General features: G+C 53.0%; 26 protein-coding genes. 9 read left to right on the forward strand and 17 right to left on the reverse strand.

The window, feature by feature from the left end:
- Nucleotides 1–37: 37 nt before the first annotated feature.
- From KDC22_RS21990 to KDC22_RS22005, 4 genes are all read right to left on the reverse strand, one after another.
- Nucleotides 38–760 carry a hypothetical protein gene (locus KDC22_RS21990; RefSeq protein WP_211720310.1) on the reverse strand — a complete coding sequence of 241 codons (723 nt, stop codon included), beginning with the start codon at nt 758–760 and terminating at the stop codon, nt 38–40.
- A gap of 329 nt (nt 761–1089) precedes the next feature.
- Entirely contained in the window at nt 1090–1407 is a 318-nt protein-coding gene (locus tag KDC22_RS21995; RefSeq protein WP_173129707.1) for a winged helix-turn-helix transcriptional regulator, read from the reverse strand.
- Between the two features lie 125 nt (nt 1408–1532).
- Complete coding sequence (locus tag KDC22_RS22000; RefSeq protein ID WP_173129710.1) at nt 1533–1859, reverse strand: hypothetical protein; 327 nt, start codon at nt 1857–1859, stop codon at nt 1533–1535.
- Nucleotides 1860–1889: 30 nt separating this feature from the next.
- Nucleotides 1890–2825, reverse strand: coding sequence for a Gfo/Idh/MocA family protein (locus KDC22_RS22005; protein WP_173129713.1), 936 nt, complete (start codon nt 2823–2825; stop codon nt 1890–1892).
- A gap of 150 nt (nt 2826–2975) precedes the next feature.
- Here KDC22_RS22005 and KDC22_RS22010 point away from each other — a divergent pair, with 150 nt between their 5' ends.
- Together KDC22_RS22010 and msrA are read left to right on the forward strand one after the other, a co-directional pair.
- The gene (locus KDC22_RS22010) at nt 2976–3587 is read left to right on the forward strand and encodes a TVP38/TMEM64 family protein (protein WP_211720311.1); all 612 of its coding nucleotides are present in this window, start codon (nt 2976–2978) and stop codon (nt 3585–3587) included.
- A gap of 97 nt (nt 3588–3684) precedes the next feature.
- On the forward strand, nt 3685–4671 hold the full coding sequence (gene msrA, locus KDC22_RS22015; protein ID WP_211720312.1) for a peptide-methionine (S)-S-oxide reductase MsrA: 987 nt from the start codon (nt 3685–3687) through the stop codon (nt 4669–4671).
- Between the two features lie 116 nt (nt 4672–4787).
- Here the strand turns inward: msrA and KDC22_RS22020 are convergent, their stop codons facing one another.
- Nucleotides 4788–5927 carry a DUF4349 domain-containing protein gene (locus tag KDC22_RS22020; RefSeq protein WP_246552823.1) on the reverse strand — a complete coding sequence of 380 codons (1140 nt, stop codon included), beginning with the start codon at nt 5925–5927 and terminating at the stop codon, nt 4788–4790.
- Between the two features lie 368 nt (nt 5928–6295).
- Here KDC22_RS22020 and KDC22_RS22025 point away from each other — a divergent pair, with 368 nt between their 5' ends.
- On the forward strand, nt 6296–6448 hold the full coding sequence (locus KDC22_RS22025) for a DUF1540 domain-containing protein (RefSeq protein WP_076079942.1): 153 nt from the start codon (nt 6296–6298) through the stop codon (nt 6446–6448).
- Nucleotides 6449–6625: 177 nt separating this feature from the next.
- Here the strand turns inward: KDC22_RS22025 and metE are convergent, their stop codons facing one another.
- Nucleotides 6626–8926, reverse strand: coding sequence for a 5-methyltetrahydropteroyltriglutamate--homocysteine S-methyltransferase (gene metE / locus KDC22_RS22030; protein WP_211720314.1), 2301 nt, complete (start codon nt 8924–8926; stop codon nt 6626–6628).
- 193 nt (nt 8927–9119) lie between these two features.
- The gene (locus KDC22_RS22035) at nt 9120–9980 is read right to left on the reverse strand and encodes an undecaprenyl-diphosphate phosphatase (protein WP_173129725.1); all 861 of its coding nucleotides are present in this window, start codon (nt 9978–9980) and stop codon (nt 9120–9122) included.
- 137 nt (nt 9981–10117) lie between these two features.
- Here KDC22_RS22035 and KDC22_RS22040 point away from each other — a divergent pair, with 137 nt between their 5' ends.
- Both KDC22_RS22040 and KDC22_RS22045 read left to right on the forward strand, forming a co-directional pair.
- Nucleotides 10118–10393: a PQ-loop domain-containing transporter gene (locus tag KDC22_RS22040; RefSeq protein ID WP_173129727.1), complete on the forward strand. Its 276-nt coding sequence runs from the start codon at nt 10118–10120 to the stop codon at nt 10391–10393.
- 78 nt (nt 10394–10471) lie between these two features.
- Nucleotides 10472–11206 (forward strand): class I SAM-dependent methyltransferase, encoded by a 735-nt coding sequence (locus tag KDC22_RS22045; RefSeq protein WP_211720315.1) that lies wholly within the window; start codon nt 10472–10474, stop codon nt 11204–11206.
- A 117-nt stretch (nt 11207–11323) separates the two neighbouring features.
- Here the strand turns inward: KDC22_RS22045 and KDC22_RS22050 are convergent, their stop codons facing one another.
- The 5 genes from KDC22_RS22050 to KDC22_RS22070 form a co-directional block, all read right to left on the reverse strand.
- The gene (locus KDC22_RS22050; protein ID WP_173129731.1) at nt 11324–12010 is read right to left on the reverse strand and encodes a YitT family protein; all 687 of its coding nucleotides are present in this window, start codon (nt 12008–12010) and stop codon (nt 11324–11326) included.
- A 316-nt stretch (nt 12011–12326) separates the two neighbouring features.
- Nucleotides 12327–12827: a Crp/Fnr family transcriptional regulator gene (locus KDC22_RS22055; protein WP_173129734.1), complete on the reverse strand. Its 501-nt coding sequence runs from the start codon at nt 12825–12827 to the stop codon at nt 12327–12329.
- A gap of 144 nt (nt 12828–12971) precedes the next feature.
- Nucleotides 12972–14921: a PTS fructose transporter subunit IIABC gene (locus KDC22_RS22060; RefSeq protein ID WP_211720316.1), complete on the reverse strand. Its 1950-nt coding sequence runs from the start codon at nt 14919–14921 to the stop codon at nt 12972–12974.
- Between the two features lie 46 nt (nt 14922–14967).
- Nucleotides 14968–15879, reverse strand: coding sequence for a 1-phosphofructokinase (gene pfkB, locus KDC22_RS22065; RefSeq protein WP_211724137.1), 912 nt, complete (start codon nt 15877–15879; stop codon nt 14968–14970).
- A gap of 39 nt (nt 15880–15918) precedes the next feature.
- Nucleotides 15919–16680: a DeoR/GlpR family DNA-binding transcription regulator gene (locus tag KDC22_RS22070; protein WP_211720317.1), complete on the reverse strand. Its 762-nt coding sequence runs from the start codon at nt 16678–16680 to the stop codon at nt 15919–15921.
- 400 nt (nt 16681–17080) lie between these two features.
- Here KDC22_RS22070 and KDC22_RS22075 point away from each other — a divergent pair, with 400 nt between their 5' ends.
- Nucleotides 17081–17392, forward strand: coding sequence for a hypothetical protein (locus KDC22_RS22075; protein WP_211724288.1), 312 nt, complete (start codon nt 17081–17083; stop codon nt 17390–17392).
- A gap of 7 nt (nt 17393–17399) precedes the next feature.
- Here KDC22_RS22075 and KDC22_RS22080 read toward each other — a convergent pair whose 3' ends face one another.
- Nucleotides 17400–17873: a general stress protein gene (locus tag KDC22_RS22080; protein ID WP_173129744.1), complete on the reverse strand. Its 474-nt coding sequence runs from the start codon at nt 17871–17873 to the stop codon at nt 17400–17402.
- Between the two features lie 145 nt (nt 17874–18018).
- Here KDC22_RS22080 and KDC22_RS22085 point away from each other — a divergent pair, with 145 nt between their 5' ends.
- Entirely contained in the window at nt 18019–19155 is a 1137-nt protein-coding gene (locus KDC22_RS22085; RefSeq protein ID WP_173129748.1) for an AI-2E family transporter, read from the forward strand.
- A gap of 568 nt (nt 19156–19723) precedes the next feature.
- On the opposite strand, the gene KDC22_RS22090 is transcribed toward KDC22_RS22085, so the two are convergent.
- The 4 genes from KDC22_RS22090 to KDC22_RS22105 all read right to left on the reverse strand — a co-directional run bounded on the left by KDC22_RS22090 (nt 19724) and on the right by KDC22_RS22105 (nt 22301).
- Nucleotides 19724–20128, reverse strand: coding sequence for a hypothetical protein (locus tag KDC22_RS22090; RefSeq protein WP_211720318.1), 405 nt, complete (start codon nt 20126–20128; stop codon nt 19724–19726).
- A gap of 31 nt (nt 20129–20159) precedes the next feature.
- Nucleotides 20160–20828 (reverse strand): uracil-DNA glycosylase, encoded by a 669-nt coding sequence (locus KDC22_RS22095; RefSeq protein WP_211720319.1) that lies wholly within the window; start codon nt 20826–20828, stop codon nt 20160–20162.
- Between the two features lie 71 nt (nt 20829–20899).
- Nucleotides 20900–21565 (reverse strand): ribonuclease H, encoded by a 666-nt coding sequence (rnhA, locus tag KDC22_RS22100; protein ID WP_173129755.1) that lies wholly within the window; start codon nt 21563–21565, stop codon nt 20900–20902.
- 160 nt (nt 21566–21725) lie between these two features.
- The gene (locus KDC22_RS22105; protein ID WP_211720320.1) at nt 21726–22301 is read right to left on the reverse strand and encodes a TetR/AcrR family transcriptional regulator; all 576 of its coding nucleotides are present in this window, start codon (nt 22299–22301) and stop codon (nt 21726–21728) included.
- A 162-nt stretch (nt 22302–22463) separates the two neighbouring features.
- Here KDC22_RS22105 and KDC22_RS22110 point away from each other — a divergent pair, with 162 nt between their 5' ends.
- Together KDC22_RS22110 and KDC22_RS22115 are read left to right on the forward strand one after the other, a co-directional pair.
- Nucleotides 22464–23021, forward strand: a complete 558-nt coding sequence (locus KDC22_RS22110; protein WP_211720321.1) for a hypothetical protein — start codon at nt 22464–22466, stop codon at nt 23019–23021.
- A 95-nt stretch (nt 23022–23116) separates the two neighbouring features.
- Nucleotides 23117–24466: a metallophosphoesterase gene (locus KDC22_RS22115; protein ID WP_211720322.1), complete on the forward strand. Its 1350-nt coding sequence runs from the start codon at nt 23117–23119 to the stop codon at nt 24464–24466.
- The last annotated feature ends 5 nt before the right edge of the window (nt 24467–24471 follow it).

Below are 24471 nucleotides of genomic sequence, written 5' to 3' on the forward strand. Positions count from 1 at the left end.
CGAGACATAGAGAGCAGCACTCTCCCATTCAGATGATCTATTGTACTGTCGCCTGCATGTAGGTCCGTTTGCCTTGTGCATCCTTCAGATAGGGGCCAAGTCCGGCGAACCGCGAATGATCCACATATACACCTGTCATCCATCTGCCTTCGGTCAGGCCTCCATTCCACTGCAACACCAGATCGGGGGCGGAGATCCATTCCTGGTACACTCTGATATTCTTGTCCTTATATTCTTTGGCGGGTTTATTGAGCTCCATTAGGGGGGCCTGTGTCAGATAGGTGGGCACGAAATAGACAGAAATCAGCTCCAGATCCTCCTCACTCAGAAAAGCCTCTTCACCCAAATAAGGCTGGAGCAGCAGGGTATTCTCATACATCGACCAGATCACTGCCTGGAGTACCATGCTCTGGCTAATTCCATTATGAAAAGTAAACCGGCGCTTAGGGCCGGAAGCCTCCCCTTCCCCATCCGTGACGGGTTCCAGGCAATGCCTCTCACAGCCGATACATTTCCAGCCCGACGGACCTTGAATCCATTTCTGAAATACGCTGCCGCTGTCATTGTCCCCTTTGTATAGTGAAGATATAATCTCATAGGGTACACCAATCCATGCATCCCATAGAGAAGCGGGGAGATGGCTATGAAGCATGAACAACACCTTGTCATAAATTAGCTGCACTCTGATCGAAGCGGTCTCCAGTTCGGCGACATCCTTTTTTCCATAGGTTATTTCCCGGGAAAACAAGGTGATGGTCATGATCCTCGCCTCCTAAAAGTTTTGTGTGCTTAAACATCCTGTGAATCAGCATCGTTCAAAACTTGCATCGAAAGCATCTTCTTGATCCTGAGCGCTATACTTACCAACATCATTTATTCTTTGCTCTTGGGCTTTTCCTACTTTTGTTAACGCTTCCACATCCGTAATATTAGTTTGTTCTATTATATTACACAGGTTTGGCCTAAGTGCAAGTCTTATTTGACTAAACAGAACATAAAATTTGTTAAAAATGCAAATTCAGGCTGCTGTTAACAAAGAATAAACCCCTTACCGGCTTCCCGGCAAGGGGTTGTCATCAAAACTCGTTACTATTCAACCCAGCTCTCGGCCCAGGACTGAATTTGCTGCATGACCGGCTCAAGCGCACGGCCCTTGACCGTTAATTCATACTCAATCCGTACCGGAGTCTCCGGGTATACATGACGGACCAGAATACCTTCACATTCCAGATCCTTCATGCGCTCGGACAGCATCTTATCGCTCATTGACGGAATCAGCCCGGAAATATCCTTGAACCGCTTAGGGCCGCTCATCAATGTCTGAATAATAAGTCCATTCCAACGTTTGCCCAGAAACGAAAAAGCCGTTTCAAATCTCGGGCACATCGTAAGTGGATGTTCTTCCATGGTTATCACCTCTCACATATGAAGCTTACAATTAGTTAGTATATATAATTTTACCACATTTATTCTGGAATGAACATCGTTTACCAAAAAAAAGTTCATTAACCACAACTATTATATCCCGTTTGTCAATCCTTGGTGTCTGCTGCCTTCTCCCTTAGCTGAATGGCCTCCGTAACCACATAGGCTAGGTCGTCATTGCTGTACAGGGAAAGTACGCCCAGCACCGTATCATCCGAAATATATCCGGCTTCCTCCTCAGACACCGTCAACGCCAGCGCTCTGGCCAGTGCCTGATTGCCCTCCTGCTGCGGATAGGCCTGCAGATACAGGGCGTGCGGGTCCAGCCGGTTATTCACACACCACTGGGCAAACACCAGAATCATCATTTCCTCATCCCGCTTATAGCTCTCGATAATCCGCTCTTCCATTGACTTGTTGTCGTAATCCTCCATGTTGTTCTCCTCTCTGTTGCGAGTCCGGTCTCAACGGCTTAGCTTCGCTGCCAGCTCATGGCTCGGTAATACGGCCGATGCAGATATGCCGCATTGCTCAGGGGTCGCTATATTGCTCAGATAATGGTTGACCACTCCGCTGAAGCCTCTGCGCTCCAGCACAGTATCCCAGCTGCCGAAGCTCTGCGTGCGGGGCAATGAACCCTGCTCATATAATATAACCCGTTCCATATCCGTCACCTCAACGGATCTGCCGTGCCCGTGCAGTTCAAGCTTCTCCAGATCGGCCCCGGCATCCCGGACCATGCTGTAGTGGCCAGTGGTCCCGTTACTCCAGCCCAGCATCCCTGAAGCCTGCAAAAGCCTGTCATCAGCATCCGCCTTCAAGCTGCCGTGAAGCAGTTCATAATCACCGCCGGACAGCCAGAGCAGCAGATCCAGCATATGGATCAGGTCATCATGAATCGTCTCATGACTGCTATTCTGCTGGGGCTTCGTCCGGTGTTTGACAGCACTGCACTGGCTGATGCCTCCCGCCTTATGCAGCCAGGATTTGGCCGCCGCATACATCGGGGCATAGCGGCGGTTGAATCCCACTCCCAGCAGCAGCCCCTTATTCTCTGCAAGCTCTGCCATCCGCCGGGACTCTTCCAGATCATAGGACAGCGGCTTGTCCACATATACGGACACCCCCTGCTCCAGGCAAGAGGTAACGATTTCATAATGCGTAGTTGTGGGGCTATGTACGAATACCGCATCCAGATCCCAGGACAGCAGCTCCTTCAGTTCGGTGGTTCCTCTCTGAAGGCGATAAGCCTGAACGGCACGCTCTACCGTGGCTGTAGAATGACTGAGTACCCCTACAACCTCCGTCTGATCATGCCGGGAGAGCAGCGGTAAATAAACTTTACGGGCAATATCGCCGATGCCGATCATTGCCACTCTTTTACGGACAGGACTATTCATTAAGGCATCTCCCTTCCTACTTGGGGGTGATTTCTATCCCTTATAGGTGTATTATACCGTGACAAGCTGCCGGGACAATGATCTTTGCTTCAATAATTACTTTTTTTTCAGTATGATGAGATGAATGGAGAGAAGAAGGGGCATAGTACAATGAGCAAATGGCTAACGGTTATTCTGTATGTTTCGTGCATCATCCTCGCGTTTATCTACAGGTATGATATTCTGGCCTGGCTCAAAGAGGATCATAATTTGGTTTGGTCCATGCTCGCCGCCACCGTACTGGCGCTGTTCCCGGTCCTGCCCTACAAGCTCATCATCGGTCTGTTCGGATATGCCTATGGAAGCCTGAACGGTGCCATAATCTGCTGGATTGCCACGACTATAGCTGCTGCCCTTGTATATGGGTTCGTAAAATATATGTTCCAGAACCAGTCTATAGCTTATCTGAACAACCTTTCCGTGCTGGATAAATTCACCGCAGCTGTGCAGCGGCGCCCTTTTGCCTCCGTAGTGATCGCCCGGCTGGCGCCGATCATTCCGCAGATGGCCGTGAATATCTATGCCGGTGCTGCCGGACTGCCGTTCTGGAGCTATCTCGGAGCCACCGCTCTCGGCAAAATCCCCGGCATCGCCCTATACGCCTTCCTCGGAGGACAAATGTTCCAGCATCCGCGCAGTGCAGCCCTGGCTGTCATTGTGTACCTTGCGGTGCTGAGCGTTGCCGGATTATCCATGCGTCCGCGCTCTTCTGCCGGCCGCTGAGCCAGAAGAATCTCCGGCATGCTGGCAGTGAGCCTCTGTTTGATTTATAATTTGATTGTGATCTATTTAATTGCATTCTACAGATGGAGGGATAACAATGAGTGAATTTCAACCTGATTCTATAAACTTCAAGACTGAACAAGCCACCTTCGCCGGTGGATGCTTCTGGTGCATGGTATCCCCTTTTGAAGAACTCCCCGGTATCGTTGAGGTCATCTCCGGCTATACAGGCGGACATACCATAAATCCGACATACGAAGAGGTCTGCTCGGAAACGACGGGACATGTCGAGGCTGTGCAGATTACGTTCAACCCGGATATCTTCCCATACAGCAAGCTGCTTGAGCTGTTCTGGCAGCAGATTGATCCTACCGATGCGGGAGGACAATTCCATGACCGCGGCACCTCCTACGGGACGGCCATCTTTACCCATTCAGAAGAGCAGCGGCTGCAGGCCGAGGCCTCCAAGGCAGCCCTTGCGGCAAGCGGGCGCTTCTCCGCGCCGATTGTGACTCCGATTCTTCCGGCCAAGCCGTTCTACCCGGCGGAAGAATATCACCAGGGCTATCACCACAAGAATCCGGGCCATTACAAGCGTTACCGCAAGGGCTCGGGACGGGAAGATTTTATCGAAGCCCACTGGACGCACAAGGAAGACCCTAAGAGCCTGAAGGAGCGTCTGACCCCGCTGCAGTATGAAGTGACACAGAACAACGCTACGGAATCCCCTTTCCGCAACGAATTCTGGGATCATCACGGGGACGGGATCTACGTCGATGTTGTATCCGGTGAACCGCTGTTCAGCTCACAGGACAAGTACGATTCCGGCTGCGGCTGGCCGAGCTTCACGCGTCCGCTCCGTGACTATGCGGTCAAGGAGAAAAGCGACCTCAGCCATCTGATGGTCCGCACCGAGGTGCGCAGCAAGGTTGCTGATTCCCATCTCGGTCATGTCTTTAATGACGGTCCCGGTGCGAACGGACTGCGCTACTGCATCAATTCAGCGGCCTTGCGTTTTGTTCCCAAAGAAGATCTGGAGAAGGAAGGCTACGGCGAATACCGTGTTCTTTTCCAGCATGCCTGATATAAGTGTTCAAGGCGTTACATCTCCATAGTTACAGCTATATACTTCAGCCAAAAGCCTCCAGCCCAGTAATCAGGGTCTGGAGGCTTTGTGTTATACATTACCGCCCGATGCGGTTATTTAATATTATCCTTGTCAAGCTCATTCTCAGCTGGAGCTGGAGCCGCCGCCTCTGAAGCCTCTGCGGGCGGGTTCAGCCGCTCCCGGTTCAACTCACGGTTGTTCTGGCGCATCTGTTCACTCTGAACCTGCGCCCGCCGCTTCAAGCTTCTCCGTAACCAGAGGACGATTGCCGCCACCACCCCGCCCACAATCAGCACAGGAAGTGCAGCCGCCAGCACAACTACAAGCCACTGGAACATCACAGACAATGCCTTCATGCTGCTCTTAAGCGCTTCCGAAGCCCGTTCAGCAAGCGGTCCCTGAGCCTTGGTCTGCGTGACGGCAAGGCTCTCTTCCGTCTGGTAGAGGCGAAGCTCCACAGTCGAGAAGGATACATTCTGGTCGATATAACGCATTCTGCCCTTGATCTGTTCGATTTGTTCCTGGATTGCCCCAAGCTGATTGGCGAATTGTACGAGATCTGCCGGTTTGGTCGCTTTTTTCATAAAATCAATATATTGCGTCTCCATCAGCTGCTTGGCCTTGAGCCGTGACTCCAGATCCACATATTCTTCCGAGACATCCTGTCCCTGAATGCTTCTCTGCAGCACATCATGCTTCACCTTCTCCAGATTGTTCAGAAATGAAGAGAAGCCCGACGCCGGCACCTTAAGGACGAATGTTCCGCCCTGTTCGTATTCGGACATATTCTCCGAGAATTCAATAATATAGCCGCCTGCGAGTGTAATCATATTCCGCACTTCTGTCTGTGCCGCCCCGTAATCGGGTACCTCCATATTGAGGTTAGCCTTATAGATCAGCTTCTTGTTCAGTCCTGCGACCACATCGGTTCCGGTGAATCCCGCTGAAGCGTCTGCCTGCTGCTCTGCTCCCGGTTTAGGCACCGCCGGATTCGCACCGCCGCCTTGCTGTCCTGCCTGATCATTAACAGCGCCCGCAGTATTGGCACTCTCTTCACTGACTTCCTTGGCCGCCGGTACGCTGTCCGTTGAACCATCTGCCTCCGATTCAGAGGTGAGTGAATTTGCTAACGGTGCTGCCGAATTCGAATCCCGGTCCGCCGCACCGCAGCCCGACAGAACCACCGCCATTACCAATAAACACAACAAATAATGCAGACCCCATTTTCGCATGTTCATTCCTCCAATAAATGTAATTGTATAGCGCTTCCAGTATGCAGCTTCCGCAGCGAAAGGCCGTTCTCTCTCTCGGGTCTCCTCCGCGCTTATCCCTTTGACGTTCCAGAAGCTGGAAAGTTGCAGCCCAATTCGGAAAATAACAACCAGAACCGCTGCGTTCTGCAGGGTCCTGTTTGCGTAGTACGGCTTTATTTGTTACAATTACGAGATAAAACGGCAAAAAAACACCAAATACCCCTATTCTATTCGACTAGAATAAGGGTAGGGCACTGTTCGGACAAGCTCCACCTTGCCGGGCAGCTGTATTCAGTTCTTTCTTGCCGGTTTATGTTGCCTACAACTATAAGAGGAGGTGAACCCTCATGGCAAAAGACGTATTGTGCGCAGTTAATTCTTGCACCTACTGGGCTGAAGAGAACAAATGCAACGCCGAGTCCATCTTCGTTGCTTACCACAGCTCCAAGCAGCCTACACAATCTGAAGAAACAGATTGCAAAACCTTTGAAAGCAAATAATGAATGAACAATGAAGGGACCCTCCACGGTTCCTTCTTTTCCTGTTCTCATTCTATCAAGAATGAGAATTATTATCAAGTGTTTCCGGCAAAAAACAAAACCACTGGAACCGGGATGTCATCCCGTTTGCAGTGGTTTTTCTGTACCCTTAAGCAGCCGTCCACTGCTTATAGCTTTTTAACGGCTAACCGCACCGTTCTTCTCTCTTACCAGAACCGCAGCCTTCACCATATTGCGCAGTGCCGCTGTAGTCTCCTCCCAGCCCCGCGTCTTCAGTCCGCAGTCGGGATTAATCCAGAACTGCTGGACATCCAGCACGCGCAGCGCACGTTCGATAGCCGAAGTCATCTCCTCTACAACAGGTACGCGCGGACTGTGGATATCATACACACCGAGTCCGATGCCTTTATCATACTCCTGCTCCTCGAAGCTGACGATCAGCTCCCCATGGCTGCGCGAGGTCTCAATCGAGATCACATCCGCATCCATGGCCGAGATCGAACCGATCATGTCATTGAATTCGCTGTAGCACATATGGGTGTGCACCTGGGTCGTATCCTTGACATGGTTCGTGGCCGTCCGGAAGGACTTCACCGCCCAGTTCAGGTAGTATTCGTGATCTCTCGCCTTCAGCGGCAAGCCTTCGCGGATGGCCGGCTCGTCGACCTGGATCATCTCGATGCCTGCCTCCTCCAGTGCAGATACTTCGTGGCGCAGGGCAAGGGCGATTTGTCCCGCCACCGCCTCGCGGCTGAGATCGTCCCGGACAAACGACCAGTTCAGGATTGTGACTGGACCGGTCAGCATTCCCTTGACAGGCAGCTTCGTCAGCGACTGGGCATATAGACTTTCCTTGACGGTCATCGGCTCGATAAAAGCAACATCGGCATAGATAACCGGCGGCTTCACGCAGCGTGAGCCATACGACTGAACCCAGCCGCCTGCGGTGAAGAGATAACCGGCCAGCTTCTCTCCGAAGAACTCCACCATATCCGTGCGCTCGAATTCACCGTGTACCAACACATCCAGACCAAGCTCCTCCTGAAGGGTAATGGCTTCGGCAATCTGGCGCTTGATGAACAAGTCATAACGCTCCTGGTTCCAGACTCCCTTACGCCATTTCAGGCGGGCCTGGCGGACTTCGGCGGTCTGCGGGAAGCTGCCGATGGTTGTTGTCGGCAGCAGCGGCAGGCGCCACTTCTCCTGCTGAACCTTGACGCGCTCTGCAAAGGGAAGGCTGCGGCGGTCCGGCAGCTGTGCCAGGGAACGCACCTGCTCTGCTACATCCTCACGCCCGCGCTCTGGAAGGGCGCGGAATACAGCCAGCACCTCACGGCTGCGGTCCAGCTCAGCGGCGTAACGCTCTTTCCCTTCGCTTGCGGCTGCCGCAATAAGCACCAGCTCCGCAAGCTTCTCATTGGCGAACGCCAAGGCATTCTTAACCGCTGTCTTGAGCTTAGCCTCTCCTTCAACCGTGACCGGAACATGCAGCAGGCTGGAGGCTGGCTGGAGAATCAGCCGCTCCTGAGGCACATATTGCTGCAGCTTGGCAACGAGCTCCAGCTTGGCATCAATATCTGCCCGCCAGATGTTGCGGCCGTCAAGAATACCGGCGCCGAGCGTCTTATCCTGCGGCCAGCCCAGGCGTGCAACCGACTCCAGATTCTTGCCGCCGTCATGGACGAGATCAAGGCCAATCCCCTGCACCGGCAGTGCGAGCAGCGCTTCAAGCGGCTCCGCAGCTTCGAAATACGTCTGCAGCATAATGTTAAGGCCTGGCACAGCGGCGCTGATGCCGCCGTAGATGTTCTCCAAGAGAGCGATCTCCTCTGCGGTCAAGCCGGTCACTATCGCCGGTTCATCAATCTGTACCCAGGCGACTCCCTCTGCCTGCAGCTCCTGCAGCAGCTGTACATACAGCGGGAGGAAACGTGCAGCAACGGCTGCGATGTCTGCGGCCGGGAAGCCTTTGGACAGCTTAAGGAAGGTATAAAGTCCGACTATAACCGGTTTGCCCTCGATGCCTGCCCGCTCTTTGGCGAAACGGTAAGCGGCCAGCGGCTTATTCTCTGTCAGCGCAGGGGTTAGACTGCCGATCTCGGGAACGATGTAATGGTAATTCGTATTGAACCATTTGGTCATCTCGCAGGCTGTAGCCCCGGCATTCCCGCGGGCCATGGCAAAGTATAGGTCAAGCGGAATCTCGCCGCCCTTATATCCGTAGCGCTCCGGTACTATACCGAACATCGCGGCAGTATCCAGTACATGATCATAGAAAGTGAAGTCCCCCACAGGAATCAGATCAATTCCGGCCTGCTGCTGGGTCTGCAAATGCTGAAGCTGAATCTCCTCCATCTGCGAGCGGAAGCTCTGCTCATCAATTTTACCGGCCCAATAGGCTTCCAGCAGTTTCTTCCATTCACGGTTCTTGCCGATTCTCGGATAACCGAGGCTGCTTGTCTTTAATCCCTTGCTCATAGGTGTCCACTCCTCTTATATTGTTCTTTCGCTTATGCCTGTAACCCTTAATCTGATGCCATCTTACTGCACGGATCCCGCGCCCGGCAACAGATTCCGGCGATTCCAGTTATACAGATTCCCTATAGCGGAACAGCAAAAAGCCGCACTCTCCACGAAGGAGGTGCAGCTTAAGCTGTCCGTACCGCCCGAATCAGAACCAGACCAGGTATACCACACCTGCAAGTACAATCCGGTAGATCGCGAAGGGCAGCAGCTTGACCCGGTTGATCAGCTTCAGGAAGAAACGCATCGACACCAGCGCGAACACGAAGGCGCTGATGAAGCCGGCAACGAAGAACGGCAAGGCGTCCAGCGTGAAGTACTGCCAGTTCTTCAGCAGGGAGATCAGGCTGGCTCCGGCCATAATAGGCACGGCCATAATGAAGGTGAAATCGGCCGCCGCCCGGTGGCTCATGCCCAACAGAACACCGCCTGAGATCGTCGAGCCCGAACGCGAGAAGCCCGGCCACAGGGAGATACACTGGATCAATCCGACCGATAGCGCCTGCCTATATGTAATTTGATCGACACTCTCTGTGGTGGTGATTCTGGGTGCAAACCGGTCGGCACAGATCATAAATATAGCCCCGACCACAAGTCCAATCAGCACGGTAGAGGTGGAGAACAGATGTTCATCAATATAATCCTCTAACAGGAAACCGAAGATTCCGGCAGGAATCAGTCCTACAATGACCTGAGCCAGCTTCAGCCGGCCTTCGGCAGGTGCCGGGGGCTGTCCTTCAGGGACTACTGCCAGTTCCTTGCGGCTTAATCTCTTCAGCCCGAGCAGATCAATGAACCGGTTACGGAAGATGATCACTACCGCCAGAATGGAGCCGAGCTGAATCACTACTTTGAACGTGTTCGCCGTATACTTTCCCAGGAACTCCTGGGATTTGAGCCACATATCATCCACGATGATCATGTGGCCCGTCGAGGATACCGGAGCAAATTCGGTAAGGCCTTCTACAATTCCCAATATAATTGCTTTGACAATGGTCAACAGCTCCATGGTTATCCTCCTTTGATTGGTCTTCTTAATAACTGTAAACATCCACAGCTATTTCTGAAACTTACAATTTTCCCGGCAGAACCACTATTGCTCCCGGAGCATACATCATACTAAAAGAAGATTAGCGGGGTGTACGCATGGTATTCACGGTTATGCAGCTGATTGGCGGCATTATACTCTCTGTAGGCTGGATTCCACAGATTGTACAGATAATCAAGACCAAGTCTGTCGCAGACCTTAGCCTGAAGTCCTACCTGCTGATGCTGCTGGGCATCCTACTAATGGAAGCTTATGCGGTTCAATTGGCCGCGCAGGGGGTTGGACTTGCTTTTCTGATCACCAATTCCCTGTCGCTGGCAGTTGTGTCCATGGTTGTCCTTCTGATTCTCCGCTACCGGACCCGCAGCAAATAGAGCAATACTGTACCTGCGTTCCGGCCCGATGTGCGATATACTTTCTATAAGAAGTGAGCGATTGGGAGGTTCAGTGTAATGAAGCAGAATAAATATGATGACTCGGGTTTCTTTGAGAATTACAGCTTAATGCCGCGCTCCACGGGCGGACTGGAGTCTGCCGGAGAATGGGATACCTTCCGCGGGATGCTGCCTGAGCTGTCAGGCCAGCGGGTACTGGATCTCGGCTGCGGCTTCGGCTGGCACTGCCGGTATGCCCGGGAGCAGGGAGCTGTTTCTGTGGTGGGCATAGATCTCTCCGCCAATATGCTGGAGCGCGCTAGAGCCATGACCAGCGATCCGAAGATTGAGTATCTTCAGCTGGCGATTGAGGATGCCGCTTTCAGCGCAGATCAATATGATACCGTTATCAGCTCGCTGGCGATTCACTATATTGAAGACTTCGGCAGTCTCTGCCGCCAGGTGCAGTATTGCCTGAAGCCCGGAGGAGCCTTCGTATTCTCGGCCGAGCATCCGGTCTACACCGCGCTGGCTGCGCAGGATTGGCACTACAGCCCGGACGGGCAGAAGCAGCATTGGCCTGTGGACAACTATCATCTGGAGGGGCTGCGGCAGGCCAACTTCCTCGATCATGAAGTGGCCAAATACCACCGGACCACCGCCACCTACCTCAATACGCTGATGGATTCCGGCTTCACCTTGAAGCGAATATCGGAGCTGCAGCCTACGCCTGAAATGCTGGAGAAGAATGCAGCCTGGCAGGAGGAGACCCGGCGTCCGATGTTCCTGCTGCTGTCTGCGGTGAAGCTGTAACGAACAGGAAGCTTATGTGTTGCGGGGATGGTACCGTTTCGGCAGGTTTTTCACAAAAAAAAGACCAGCCGGACTTAAGGTCCGCTGACCTTTGATCATCCCCGCGTATTACGGAGTTTACACTGCATTGTTTACATTAACCTTGTTATCCTGAGTCTTGGCTAGTGCGGACTGAATCTTCGGTGCTTTGACCCGCTTCGGTCTGCCCAGAGAAGTTGTAAAAGTGATTACATAACCGGCGACTACTACAGCCATCACTGTATACAAGGTTTCTCTTACAGGCATATAGAAAAGGGACAATGCCAGTACGATTACATCCATCAGGATAAATACGGTTCCCACCTTAATTCCCTTCCACTCACTGATCAGCAGCGACAGAATATCGTCACCGCCGCTCGCCCCGCCGCCTCGCAGGACCATTCCCGCTCCAAGACCTGTCAGTACACCGGACAACAGTGCCGCAACCGGCAAGTTATCCTGCAGATCAATCACCCATCCGGAATAACGTTCCATCAGTCCGTAGAATACCGTGAAGGCTATGACGGAGATGAACGTGTTCACCACGAAGGATTTTCCTTTGAAGATGATTGCGATTAAGAGTACTGGAATGTCCAGGACCAGAATGGTTAGTGATGGCGAAATCCCCAGTACATACTTGCCTAGCAGCGACAAACCTACGAATCCGCCTTCGGTCAAGTGGTTCTGATAATTGATGTGATAATACGTAAATGCAAGCAATAATGTTCCAGACAAAATAACAGCTAGTCGAAGCGGCAAACCCATGCCACTGTCTTGTTTCCTCATACTCGGTCTCCCCTTATCGTAAATGGCGGCTAGACGTCCCACCAGCCTCTACGACGGGTTAAACCGGAGGTGTTGCTCCTTCGCATACAATACTCCCCTTCCCTCGCAGAGACGGCCTCGTCAATGAACAACGATTCGCGCACATTCTACAGGGAAGCTAAGTGTAAGACAGATCATAACGTTTCCAAATCGTCCTTTGGGGAATCGTCCTTCGGGGACACATGGTATCCTGATCCTTTCTTTAGTTTGATATGTTCTGAATAGATTATACCACGCGGAGGGGCCATTCTAAACAGTTTCCAGCAAAAATGGGCAATCAGCCCTGATGCCTTAGCAGACGGTTAACAGTCTCGCGGCGGACACCGATCAGTTGTCCGATCTCTTCCTGTGTCAGCAGATCTGTTAGCTGGGCGCCATGTGAATATTCAGTCAGCCAGCGGGTCAGCAGGGCCATCCGCTCCCCCGGCGTTCCAACCGTGAGATGGTCGAGCCTCGTCTGCATGAACCGGACCTTCTCCTGAAGCAGGAGGGCGACCTCCATCACCTTATCGGGGTCCTCCCGCAGCTCGCGGTACCACTCCGCAGCCGGAATGAGCTCGACTTCACTTTTCATCATCGCCACTGCTGTGCCATGCGCCTCCTTCGGCGAAATGAGGGAATGATGCGGGACCGTCTCACCCGGGTATAGCAGGTTGAACAGTACCATGTTCCCGTTCTCATGCAGTCTCGTGACCTTGAACAGCCCGCTCTTGACCTTGAACAGGTTTTGGCCGCCATCTCCCTGCCGGAACAAGACTTCACCTCTGTGCAGAATCATTTCGCATTCTCCTTTACCTTCTCTGTATGTATACTTCTGATTATACCGAAATACGACAGTAAAATGGAGTGGCAAGCAAAGAAACCGCCGGGAAACAGATGAAATTCTCTGCTTCCCGGCGGTTCCGGGGATAGACATGATCCATTATTTGACCGCAATCGGCTTCTTCCAGAGTCCCAGCATCAGCCCGGAGATGACGGAACCGATGATTACGGCCAGCAGGAACAGCGCCGCATTGTTGGACAGGAAGGCTACGAATACCCCGCCATGCGGTGCGGGAACATTGAGATTCCACAATTGGGTAAGTCCGCCGGCCACCGCTGAACCGATGATGCAGGAGGTGAGCACCCGCAGCGGATCTGCCGCAGCGAACGGAATTGCTCCCTCAGTGATGAACGACAAGCCCAGTACATAATTCGTTAAACCGGATTTACGTTCAGTCTCGGTGAATTTGTTCTTAAAGAATGAGGTAGCCAGTGCAATCGCCAGCGGAGGCACCATCCCTCCGGCCATAACAGCAGCCATCATCAGTCCGTTCGTGTTGCCGCTGGAGGCGAATACGCCGATAGCGAAGGTATAAGCCGCTTTGTTGAACGGGCCGCCCATATCAATGGCCATCATACCGCCAAGCACCAGGCCCAGCAGAACCTTGTTGCCTGTGCCCAGGTGATTCAGCGTATCTATCATCCCTGTATTGATCCAGCTGAATACCGGATTGAGCAGATATAACATGACTGCCCCGGTAATCAGCAGGCTGAACACCGGATACAGAAGGATCGGCTTCAGACCGTCCAGGGTACGAGGCAGACCGGAGAAGGCTCTGCGAAGCATAATTACGACATAACCGGCCAGGAATCCGGCAGCCAGGCCGCCCAGGAATCCGGCGTTGGCATTCAGGGCCATAATCCCGCCGACCATACCCGGCATAAGCGCAGGGCGGTCACCAATGCTCATCGCGATGAATCCGGCAAGAATGGGAATCAGGAAGTGGAAGGCTCCGTCACCGCCCCCGATGGTCTGGAGCAGCTTAACCAGCGGATTATCCACACCGGCAACCTGTTCAATCAGGAATGAGATAGCCAGCAGAATACCTCCGCCGACCACGAACGGCAGCATATGCGAGATGCCGTTCATCAGGTCCTTGTAGATTTTGCTTCCAATAGAACCGGACTTCACGGACGCTGTCCCCTCTTCATTGCGGCCGGAGCCGCGGTAGATCGGCGCGTCTCCTTTGACAGCGATGCGGATCAATTCCTCTGACTTACGGATACCGTCACTTACCGGGCGCTGGAGTACCGGCTTACCGTTGAAGCGCTCCATCTCCACGTTCTTGTCGGCGGCAATAATGACTCCGCTGGCCCGGGCGATCTCGTCCGCCGTCAGCACATTCTGCGCACCTTCCGAGCCGTTGGTTTCGACACGGATATTAACTCCCATCTCCTTGGCCTTCTTCTTAAGGGCATCTTCTGCCATGAAGGTATGGGCAATTCCTGTAGGACACGCTGTCACAGCAACCACGAAGCTCTGTGAATCCGGATTCCCTGTAATCATCCGTGCCGGTTCCGGCGCCTGAGCGGCGGCTTTCGGTGCAGCCTTCACAGCAGATGCCTTGGCTTCCGCTTCGGCCTGGGCTTCTGCCTCCGCTTGCTTGGCATCGAACAAGGCGGTCACTTCAGCAGGAGTCCTGGCTCCCATAAGCTGTTCGATGAACTCGCTTTCAATGAGCAGCCTGGACAATGCTGCGAGTGTCCGCAGGTGCATATTTCCAGCTCCGTCCGGTGCGGCGATCATGAAGAACAAGTGAGCCGGTGCTTCATCCAGAGAAGCGAAGTCGATTCCGGCGCTGCTCTTGGCGAAGACCACCGTGGCTTCGTTAACGGCTGTAGTCTTGGCATGAGGCATCGCAATGCCCCCGCCGATTCCTGTACTGGACTGGGCTTCACGGTCCAGAATTTTATCTTTGAACAGCTTCGCATCATTAATGCGTCCGCTGGCCGAGAGACTTGCAATCAGCTCGTCGATGGCGGCTTCCTTGGTCGTAGCCTGCAGCTCCATGATCATTGTGTCCTGGATCATCAAATCTGTAATTTTCATAAATGCTCAACTCCCCGAATGTACTTGAACTTCTTACCTTTGTAATTCATAGCGGAGACATTACAATCAGCGGCCGAAGCTGTTCAATGAGCGCCCTGTCTGCCAGATCATCGGAGAACGCTGTCGCACTCCCTGAAGCAACACCGGCCCGGAAGGCTTCCAGCACGTTCCCCGTCAGTGACAAGGTGCCCACGAACCCGGCAATCATCGAATCACCCGCACCCACTGAATTCTTCACCTGGCCTGCAGGAGCGCTGGCATGGTAGACTCCCTGCTCCGAAATAAACAATGCGCCTTCACCAGCCATGGAGACCAGCACATGCTTGGCACCGCCTTCCAGCAGCTTGCGTCCGTAAGTAATGATCTCCTCCCTAGTGCGGATCTGAACGCCGAACAGTTCAGCCAGCTCATGGTGATTCGGCTTAACCAGCAGCGGTCCCTGGGGCAGAGCATCCTGCAACGCTTGCCCGGTGGTGTCAATGACAAACTCCGCGCCCTTCTGCTTGCATACCGTAATCAGCCTGCTATAGAAATCTCCGCCAAGCGAAGGTGGCGTACTCCCCGACAGGATCACAATATCCCCCGGCTTCAGAGCATCCAGCTTGTGCAGCAGAGAAGCAGTCTCAGACTCCGTAATCACAGGCCCGGCCCCGTTAATCTCCGTCTCCTGACCGGCCTTAAGCTTGATATTGATCCGTGTGTCATCCTCTATAGGAACGAAATCGGAGGATATCCCCTCCTGGCGCAGCCAGGTCTCAATGTATCCCCCCGTGAAGCCGCCCAGGAACCCGGTTGCCGTATTCTCAACCTCTAACTGCTTCAGTACACGGGATACGTTGATTCCTTTCCCGCCGGGCAGCTTCATATCCCGCTTCATCCGGTTGAGCCCGCCTAGTGTAAGCTCTTCAACCTCCACGATGTAATCGACGGAAGGATTAAGTGTCACAGTGTAAATCATCATTCATCCCTCATTTATAATGTTTGTCTTGCGATCCAATCACACCAACGTATAATCAACGTCCAACTTGTCAAGCTGCCGGCGGAAGCTGTCCGGGGTATCCGTGTCGAGAATACAGTGGTCCATCTCCGTCAGATCCGCAACCTTGCAGAAGGAGATTTGCCCGATCTTGCTATGGTCTGCCAGCAGGATCGTCTGTTTCGCCACAGCGATCATCTTGCGCTTGGTGGCGGCTTCCAGCATGTTCGGCGTCGTGATGCCTTCGCGTATATCCAGCCCGTTGGTCCCCAGGAATGCCTTGTCAACCCGTACCATATCCAGCGAGCGTTCCGTCATCGGTCCGACAAAAGCCAGTGTGTCCGGCCGCAGCATCCCCCCTGTAATCGAAACCTCGATATGGCGGCAATCCTTCAGCTCATTAAGCGCCATGATCGAGTTGGTGATTACCTTGAGATCACGGAACGATTTCAGCGCCCGGGCAATGTGCAGAGTGGTGGTTCCCCCGTCCAGAAGAATCGCATCGCCTTCCTCTATCATCTCTACAGCCTTGCGTGCAATCCGCAGCTTCTCCTCCAGGAACCGGTCTTCCTTATCGGGAACAGCCGCTTCATAGTTCACACTCTGCAGAGACACCGCCCCGCCATGCGTGCGCTTCAGCAGCCGCGCTTCCTCCAGCTCCCGCAGATCCCGGCGGATGGTGGATTCAGAGACGGACAGCTCCTGGCCCAGCTCCTGAACAGAGGCTCTTGTATGCATCTCGATATACTGCAGAATCATCCGCTTGCGTTCCTCTTCATACATGCAGCTCACTCCTTAGGATGTGCAGCTAACCGCTGCCGGATTCCTATATACACATCGTCTATTTGAGTTGGATTATAAGATGGACTGGTTAACAGTCATTCGTGACTATTATTGATCGGTTATGCTCATTTATGATTGTAACAGCGTTTTCATAAGCTGTAAAGAGCTTTTTTATACTTATTCCCCTCCCTCAAAAGGCTTCAATTTCACTTTCGTTTGAAGACCTTCCTGCTTAATTCCGTAAGCATTGGCGCATCCATGCTCATTATTGCTCATTTCATCCCGGATCATTCCGGTTCATTCCGGGCGTGGGCAGCAAATTACCTCCTATTCGCCTATTTCATAACGGCAGTCCGCGACATATTTATATTACATATGGGGAAAAGCGGGTGAACAGGAGATGGCCTACAACAGGAACAATGGATACGGCAGCGCAGGCGGCATTGGCAACAATGCCGGCGGCAATTACAACAACGCAGGAGCAGACAGTGACGGACTCCTGGAAACCGAGGAGCTCAGTGCTGAGGATTATGCGATTATTTCCGCCGGCTTCGGTGTTCTCGGGGAACTGTTCGCCTTTCTCTCACTGGTTAAAGCCAAGCAGGTGACCAAGGAAACCGGCGGACAGGTAGGCACGGGTCTGGACCCGTTTCTGTTCGTGCAGTCGCGCACAAAAAAAACAGCCCGACGAAAGTCCCGCCGGCTGCGCTGATCTCTGGTTAGTCTGAACCCAGTGGTATTACATTATGCTTCGCAAAAATAACCTCGACACTCTCCCGCAGCTCCTCATCGGAGAGGAGAACGATCACAATAATATGCTCCAGATTAGCATGTCTGGCATAGGCCTCTGCGTCCTCCTGCGGAATTCCTATCCCGATCAGACTGACCGCAAGACTATCTGTCTCCAGCTCTGCCCCCGCCAGCTTGCGTGCTGCCGGACCTGCGGCGACCGCAGAATCGGCCACCATATCCAGCCCCACTCCAAGGCCGCGGGCTGTACCGAACAAGCCCCCGTTCCCCAGCCCCGTTTGTGCAGCGCCAATTCCGGTATCATGGCTGATGATCTCCAGTGTATTTTTCTGCTTCGTGACTGCGGATATATGCTTGGCCTTCATTCCATTCTCCTTCAATTCTTCGATTGCAAGCGCAGCATCACTCCGGTGTCCAAAAATCCCCAATACCAATGTAGGCACTCGGCATCCCTCCTGTAATCTTGGTATTACCACTCTGCCTGAGGCTTGAACCTGGCGGGGTTATGGCCCGAAGTGAATCAATCTCTTCTAATTCGGTTATAAAGATACGTATACATAAACTATCTTAAGAGACAGGGGGGCTGCTGTGCTTCAAAGCAAGTATTTCCGGACCTGCCTGGCCATTATCGCCTTTTTGACGATTCTGTATCTGGGCTCCAAGGTCATTTTTCTATTCACGCCGCTCGTATCTATCATTAATCTGCTGCTCGTACCGATGATGCTGTCAGGCTTCATGTTCTATCTGCTGCGGCCGCTCGTCAATTACCTGGGGACCAAAAAAATCAACCGCGGGCTCGCCGTTCTGCTGATTTATCTGGTGTTTGCCGGGCTGTTCGTCCTATTCTGGGTGCTGGTCTGGCCGACACTGCGCGAGCAGATCCAGAATTTCATCGACAATACGCCTTTTCTGGTAGAGGGTATACAGAATCAGTTCAACAAGCTGCAGAATGATCCGTCACTCTCCCGCTTCTTCAAGGGCGACACGGATATGACCACACGCCTGACCGATTATCTGAATGAGGCTATTAACTGGGTAACCAATTCGATGTCCAATCTCATCTCAGTCGTCTCCAGCATTGTGGTGGTTATCGCAACCTTGCCGATCCTTCTCTATTACATGCTGAAGGATGGCCACAAGCTATCGCCGATTCTTCAGGGTCTGGTCCCGAGAAAATACCGCAAGGAAGGCCAGGATATCCTGAAGGCTATCGACACTGCGCTCAGCGGCTTCATCGTTACGCGGGTCTTGCTCAATGTGGTGCTGGGCATCTTGCTCTACATCGGATTCCTGCTGATCGGCCTGCCTTATTCGCTCCTGCTGGCCGTAATCTCCATTCCGCTGAACTTTATTCCTTATGTCGGTTCACTGCTGGCGGCGGTTCCCGTTATTATCGTAGGGTTCATTGAATCCCCTTCGATGGCTATCTGGTCGCTGGTTGTCGTTCTGATCGCGCAACAGATTCAGGATAATGTGCTGTCTCCGATCATCTACGGAAAGTCACTGGATGTCCATCCGCTGACAACCGTTGTGCTTGTACTGGTAGGCGGCGACTTCTATGGTATTATCGGCGTGCTCATTGCGCTGCCGGTATATATGATTCTCAAAATCCTCTTCATGAGTATTTACGAGATCATTGTCGCGGAACGTGTGGACCAGGCCGTTGCCGAGTCCGGCGCTCCGCCGGGGATTGAGATTGAGATCACCAAGGAGGATAAGGTGTAACACGTTCTCTGGCGGACCGCCTGGGGAGATTGCTTAGGTGGGGGCTGCTGAGTGCGGACCGACATGGGATTGCCGGGGTGGAGGCTGCTGTGTGCGGACCGACACGGGGATTGCCGGGGCGGAGGCTAGTGCGGACCGACATGGGATTGCCGAGGTCGGGGCTGCTGAGTGCGGATCGCCACCTATGTAAGCAAGTGGATAAACGTATCCTAATTTGCCCATTTCGGAGGATTACCCGGAAGCAAGTGGATAAACGGCATCTAATTCTATTGGTTTTTGCTAACTTGGGTGAAATGTGACTATTTAAGTGCTGTTTTTCCAACTGCTGTTCCAGACGCGGCCATTCGTTCATCAGCAAGTGGACAAAATCCAACTAATTTCTGGTATCATTACAGCGGGCCTCTCGCGCTCATGCTCTAAGTAGCATCACCTGGGGTCATTCACGTTCATGCTCAAATCAGCGCTTCTTCCACCGCATTCATCCATGTTAAATCGAAAAGGCGGGCAGGTCTCCGATATAGAGACCTGCCCGCCTTGCTGCATGTGGTAATACCTCCGCGCCGGTATCTCAGCCCCGCAAGGAGCGGACCACGAAGATGTGGTTGCCCTTAGGCAGGTTCTGGCCGTCACGCAGCGTAACCGCACCTTTGGTATGGGCGACGATGGTCGCATTAAGCGCAACCAGCTGCTCCCCTCTCCAGACGGTAACCGCTGATTTGAAATAGACGGCATTGTCAAACTGCTGGCGTTCTCTCATTATGTATCCTACGGAATGGAGAACCGGGGGCAACGCCCTCTCTTTGGGAGCCAGGGCTTTGATATACACTATATCGCGAAAAGGGACGGCAATCTCCTGATGCCCGATGACGGCTACCGAAGCTGCAAGATCCCATCTGCGCAGAACGCCTTTCATGATCGTATATGGCTGCTCCCCGCAGTACATAATGACCGGTCTGCCTACCCAATGCTTCATGGCTCCACCCCCTTCGCTGTGCCTGTGCTGCTTATACGTTCGGTATGGACCAGTCTATGCCTGTAAGCCCATGCTGCTCCAGATACTGGTTCGCCTGCGAGAACGGACGGCTGCCAAGAAATCCGCGGTGCGCAGAGAACGGACTCGGATGTGTAGACTGGATAACCTTATGTTTGCTGCGGTCGATCGCCGCTCCCTTGAGCTGGGCATGACTGCCCCACAGGATGAACACCATCGGTTCCGTGCGCTCATTCAGCTTCTCCATAATCGCATCCGTGAAGGTCTCCCAGCCCAGACCCTTATGCGAGTTCGGCTGGCCTTCCCGTACCGTCAGCACTGCATTAAGCAGCAGCACCCCTTCTTCCGCCCAATGCAGCAGAGATCCGTGATTCGGCACCGCCACCCCGAGATCACTATGCAGCTCGGCATAGATATTGCGCAAAGACGGCGGAATCCGTACACCAGGCTCTACCGAAAAGCTTAGGCCATGCGCTTGTCCCGCGCCGTGATACGGGTCCTGTCCCAGAATGACTACCCGGGTCTTACTGTAAGGCGTCAGCTTCAGCGCCGAGAACAGCTTGTCCTTCGGGGGATAGACCGTATACTGCTTGTACTCACGTGCCAGGGCATACCGCAATTCCTCAAAATAAGGCTTCTGCGTCTCCTCCTGCAGCACCTCATCCCAATCATTCCCAAACATCCTATTCTCCTCCCACATACTCTACGGTTAGTATTGTTTCATTATCTGTTATTAACCAAAATAAGAGGAACTTATTTGCGGCCATAGTCCGCCTTGATCTCTCCCCATACCTTCGTCTGCCATTTCAGCACCTTGTTGTCATAGGTATGGCTCCGCAGCCAGCTCTCCGCCCGGTCAATCAGTACCCAGATCTCCTCTGTAGACGCGTCGCGGGGCAAGGTTGTGGCTACCTTCTTCTGCTTGACCCATTTCATCGCATTTACCGAATCACTATAGACCGTTTTGCTGCTGCCTTCTTGCTTAAGCAGAGCCAGCGCATGAACAATCGCCAAGAACTCTCCGAGGTTATTCGTCCCCTTGCGGATCGGACCACAGGAGAAAATAACGTCCCCGGTCTGTGTATCCACACCCTTGTATTCCACAGGTCCGGGGTTCCCCCGGGTTCCGACATCCACCGAGATGCTGTCATAATCAATCTCTTCAGAGGTCTCGACACCTGCACTCCGGCTCCAGGTCCGGGCTGTCTTGCTCTTGCCGGACGCACCGGAGGACGCAGCACCTGTGCCCCAGTTACCCTTCCAGCCTGCCTTGAAGGCCGTATCCGCAGCCGCTTTGCTCTCATAGGACTTATATTTCGCTCCGGTATAATGATCTGTCTGCGCCTGGCATTCCGCCCATGTGCTGTAGACTCCAGGCTGCTTGCCTTCCCATACAACATAGTATTTCTGCTTAGCCATTCCTCGCGTTCCCTCCTGACGGGCATAACAATCGTCCGAAATCATATTGTAATCCAAACAAACGCGATATTGAAGTACAAATACACCTCAGAGCCTGCTGGTAATCTGAAATATAAATTGGATAATTCGCAGCAGGCGCGTTCATACTATTACGGCAGTGTTATTCCAGCACGGCAAGCGTAGTGTCAACAATTGTCTGGAGCTTGTCTTTATCCCTGGTGGCCTTGACCATCACCCGCAGTCCGACAAGGGCATTATGCAGGTAAGCGGCAAGCGCCGCAGCCTCGTAACGGGAGGAGAGCTCCCCGGCTTCCTGCCCGTGCAGGATCAGCCGTTCTATCAGACCTTCAGTGTTCAGGAAGGCCTCATTGGCTCTGGCAGCCGCTTCCGGATCATGGTTCGACAGCTCAACTGCCGTATTCACCAGCATGCAGCCTTTTGGTTCCGCTTCAGCTCTAAGGATCGTTGCCTCAAATAAGAGGCGGAGCGCAGCTCTGGCGGAGGTAATCCCTTCGATACGGCTCTCCAGCCGTGAACTCTGAATGGATGCAAACCGCTCCAACGCTTTTATATATAAGGTATGCTTGTCTCCAAAGGTATCATACATGCTTCGCTTGTGAATTCCCATGCCGGCTACAAGATCCTGCATCGAGGTTTTTTCGTAACCCTGCTGCCAGAAAATATTCATTGCCTTGAGCAAAACATCATCAATGTCAAATTCTTTGCTTCTCGCCATGATCATGCTCCTTTCGGGGTCTATTTTACCATTTATAGAACGCTCGGTAAATATTATGTTGCCAATGTTAAATACATCACATTAATTCCGCACTAATCATTCTATATTAATTTTAAAGCAAAAGCACGTTCAAGCATTACACACCCCAAGGAGGTTATTCACATGAGAAAGATCGCAGTACTGCTTGCGGCATTCACCCTGACCCTGATGCTCGGATGCGGCAACTCGAACAACAACGCGGCAAATACAAATACGCCCGCAAACCCAGGCAATACCGCCGCCGCTACAGACGCCCCGGATGCTGTAACCTCGGCTTCGGTGGTCAATAACGGGGAAGATTTCAAGAAAGCGATCAGCAAAGACGGCACCTGGATTGCAGCAACCCTGAACGACCTGACCTTCACCGAGGAGCTTGTGGTAGACGGACAGTTCATCAATAAGGAAGAGCCTGCCCGCAAAATCGCGCTCTATACCCAGGATGCCGATCACAACATCACGAATTCCTTCAAGCTCACGGCGCCCAAATTAACGATCCGCAGTGAGAATGCCCGGATTCAGGGCGGCACCTTTGTGGGTGATGTCTATGTGGAGGCGGACGGCTTCGCCGTAGTGAATGCGACTATCGAAGGCAATGTGTATTTCTCCGATGCCAAGTACCAGGCTACCTATTCGGCAGCGGACCAGGGTAAGGTAACCGGTGTAACTGAAGTGAAACAATAATCCGGTCTGTTCAGGGGTGCTCCGCTTCGGGCAAGTTGGCCGGGGAGAGCGCCCCTTTTGGGTTTTTATCCGCGAAAAAGAGGTGTTGTCCTGTCATGATCACTATCCGTAAATACGCCATACTCCCCCTTCTGCTCCTGATGCTCTCCTCCTGCAGCGGACAAGAAGCGCAGCATGAGCTGCAATACCGTATTCAATCCGGCCATGATCTTAGTATTCTTGCAACGACCGATACACATTATTTATCGCAAAGCCTGAGGGATCTCGGACCTGCCTTCCATCAGTTCCTGGCTGCCGGAGACGGCAAGCAGCTCGGATACAGCAATGAGATGCTGGAAGCGCTGGGTTATGACATCGGTATCCGCAAGCCGGACGCCGTCATCATCAGCGGGGATCTCAGCAACAACGGCGAAGAAGCCAGCCACAAGGACCTGGCCGGGCATCTGAAGAAGATTGAACGGGAGACCGGAACGCGGGTATACGTGATCCCAGGCAATCATGATATCCGGAATCCCTGGGCCCGGAAATTTCAGAATAAGCGCCAATACGCTACCGATTCCGTTAGCGCCAAAGAGTTCCGCAAGATCTATGGCAGCTTCGGTTATCAGGAAGCCCTGCTGACTGACGAGGATTCGCTCAGTTATCTGGCCGCCCCGTCAGAGGAGTTATGGCTGCTTATGCTGGATACTGCACAGTACGGGAACAACACAGCCCTGGGCCATCCCCAGCTGGAAGGCAGAGTAAGCGCCCATACCCTGGAATGGATTGATAAGTGCGGGGAGATGGCAGCATCCCAAGGTGCGCAGATTGTAGCGGTCATGCACCACAGCCTGATGGATCACAGCGACTTCATTCAGGAAGGCTTCACCGTGGAGGACAACGAACAGGTGATTGCTGCCCTTATGCGCAATGGAATTCAAATTACACTTAGCGGACATATTCATATTCAGGATATCAGTGAATATCAGGAGGACGGCAACCGCATATATGACATTGCGGGCAGTGCATTATCGGTTTTCCCCCATCAATACGGACTCTTAAGCTACTCATCCGCCCGTCAGACGCTGGATTACAGCACAGCCCGATTAGGCATGGAGCCTTGGGCTGCAGCCACAGGCCAGACAGATCCGAATTTGCTTGGCTTCAGCGCCTACAGTGAAGCTAGTTTCCGCAAACGGTCGGCTTCCCGCAGTCTTGCCCGGTTGGCAGAGGACCCCGCTTACGCCAATTATACGGAGTCTGAGCTCAGCGAGATGGCTGATGTGGTGGGAATGCTGAACGAGAATTATTTTGCAGGCACCGGCAATGCTGCCGTGATTGCCACAGAAGGCTACCGGCTCTGGCACAAGGCTCCCGCCAGCGGGATGAGGAGTTATGTCCTGGGAATGGCCGCACAGGAACCGGAGAATAACCACAGGCTGCATGTGCAGCTACAGGAGAGGTGATGTTT

This window comes from Paenibacillus tritici (assembly GCF_018207515.1).
Classification (GTDB): Bacteria; Bacillota; Bacilli; order Paenibacillales; family Paenibacillaceae; genus Paenibacillus_AQ; species Paenibacillus_AQ tritici.

Bases quoted from the DNA above. Each gene is read 5' to 3' on its own strand.
- KDC22_RS21990 (WP_211720310.1), bottom strand. From the start codon at position 760: ATGACCATCACCTTGTTTTCCCGGGAAATAACCTATGGAAAAAAGGAT.
- KDC22_RS21995 (WP_173129707.1), bottom strand. From the start codon at position 1,407: ATGGAAGAACATCCACTTACGATGTGCCCGAGATTTGAAACGGCTTTT.
- KDC22_RS22000 (WP_173129710.1), bottom strand. From the start codon at position 1,859: ATGGAGGATTACGACAACAAGTCAATGGAAGAGCGGATTATCGAGAGC.
- KDC22_RS22005 (WP_173129713.1), bottom strand. From the start codon at position 2,825: ATGAATAGTCCTGTCCGTAAAAGAGTGGCAATGATCGGCATCGGCGAT.
- KDC22_RS22010 (WP_211720311.1), top strand. From the start codon at position 2,976: ATGAGCAAATGGCTAACGGTTATTCTGTATGTTTCGTGCATCATCCTC.
- msrA (WP_211720312.1), top strand. From the start codon at position 3,685: ATGAGTGAATTTCAACCTGATTCTATAAACTTCAAGACTGAACAAGCC.
- KDC22_RS22020 (WP_246552823.1), bottom strand. From the start codon at position 5,927: ATGCGAAAATGGGGTCTGCATTATTTGTTGTGTTTATTGGTAATGGCG.
- KDC22_RS22025 (WP_076079942.1), top strand. From the start codon at position 6,296: ATGGCAAAAGACGTATTGTGCGCAGTTAATTCTTGCACCTACTGGGCT.
- metE (WP_211720314.1), bottom strand. From the start codon at position 8,926: ATGAGCAAGGGATTAAAGACAAGCAGCCTCGGTTATCCGAGAATCGGC.
- KDC22_RS22035 (WP_173129725.1), bottom strand. From the start codon at position 9,980: ATGGAGCTGTTGACCATTGTCAAAGCAATTATATTGGGAATTGTAGAA.
- KDC22_RS22040 (WP_173129727.1), top strand. From the start codon at position 10,118: ATGGTATTCACGGTTATGCAGCTGATTGGCGGCATTATACTCTCTGTA.
- KDC22_RS22045 (WP_211720315.1), top strand. From the start codon at position 10,472: ATGAAGCAGAATAAATATGATGACTCGGGTTTCTTTGAGAATTACAGC.
- KDC22_RS22050 (WP_173129731.1), bottom strand. From the start codon at position 12,010: ATGAGGAAACAAGACAGTGGCATGGGTTTGCCGCTTCGACTAGCTGTT.
- KDC22_RS22055 (WP_173129734.1), bottom strand. From the start codon at position 12,827: ATGATTCTGCACAGAGGTGAAGTCTTGTTCCGGCAGGGAGATGGCGGC.
- KDC22_RS22060 (WP_211720316.1), bottom strand. From the start codon at position 14,921: ATGAAAATTACAGATTTGATGATCCAGGACACAATGATCATGGAGCTG.
- pfkB (WP_211724137.1), bottom strand. From the start codon at position 15,879: ATGATTTACACTGTGACACTTAATCCTTCCGTCGATTACATCGTGGAG.
- KDC22_RS22070 (WP_211720317.1), bottom strand. From the start codon at position 16,680: ATGTATGAAGAGGAACGCAAGCGGATGATTCTGCAGTATATCGAGATG.
- KDC22_RS22075 (WP_211724288.1), top strand. From the start codon at position 17,081: ATGGCCTACAACAGGAACAATGGATACGGCAGCGCAGGCGGCATTGGC.
- KDC22_RS22090 (WP_211720318.1), bottom strand. From the start codon at position 20,128: ATGAAGCATTGGGTAGGCAGACCGGTCATTATGTACTGCGGGGAGCAG.
- KDC22_RS22095 (WP_211720319.1), bottom strand. From the start codon at position 20,828: ATGTTTGGGAATGATTGGGATGAGGTGCTGCAGGAGGAGACGCAGAAG.
- rnhA (WP_173129755.1), bottom strand. From the start codon at position 21,565: ATGGCTAAGCAGAAATACTATGTTGTATGGGAAGGCAAGCAGCCTGGA.
- KDC22_RS22105 (WP_211720320.1), bottom strand. From the start codon at position 22,301: ATGGCGAGAAGCAAAGAATTTGACATTGATGATGTTTTGCTCAAGGCA.
- KDC22_RS22110 (WP_211720321.1), top strand. From the start codon at position 22,464: ATGAGAAAGATCGCAGTACTGCTTGCGGCATTCACCCTGACCCTGATG.
- KDC22_RS22115 (WP_211720322.1), top strand. From the start codon at position 23,117: ATGATCACTATCCGTAAATACGCCATACTCCCCCTTCTGCTCCTGATG.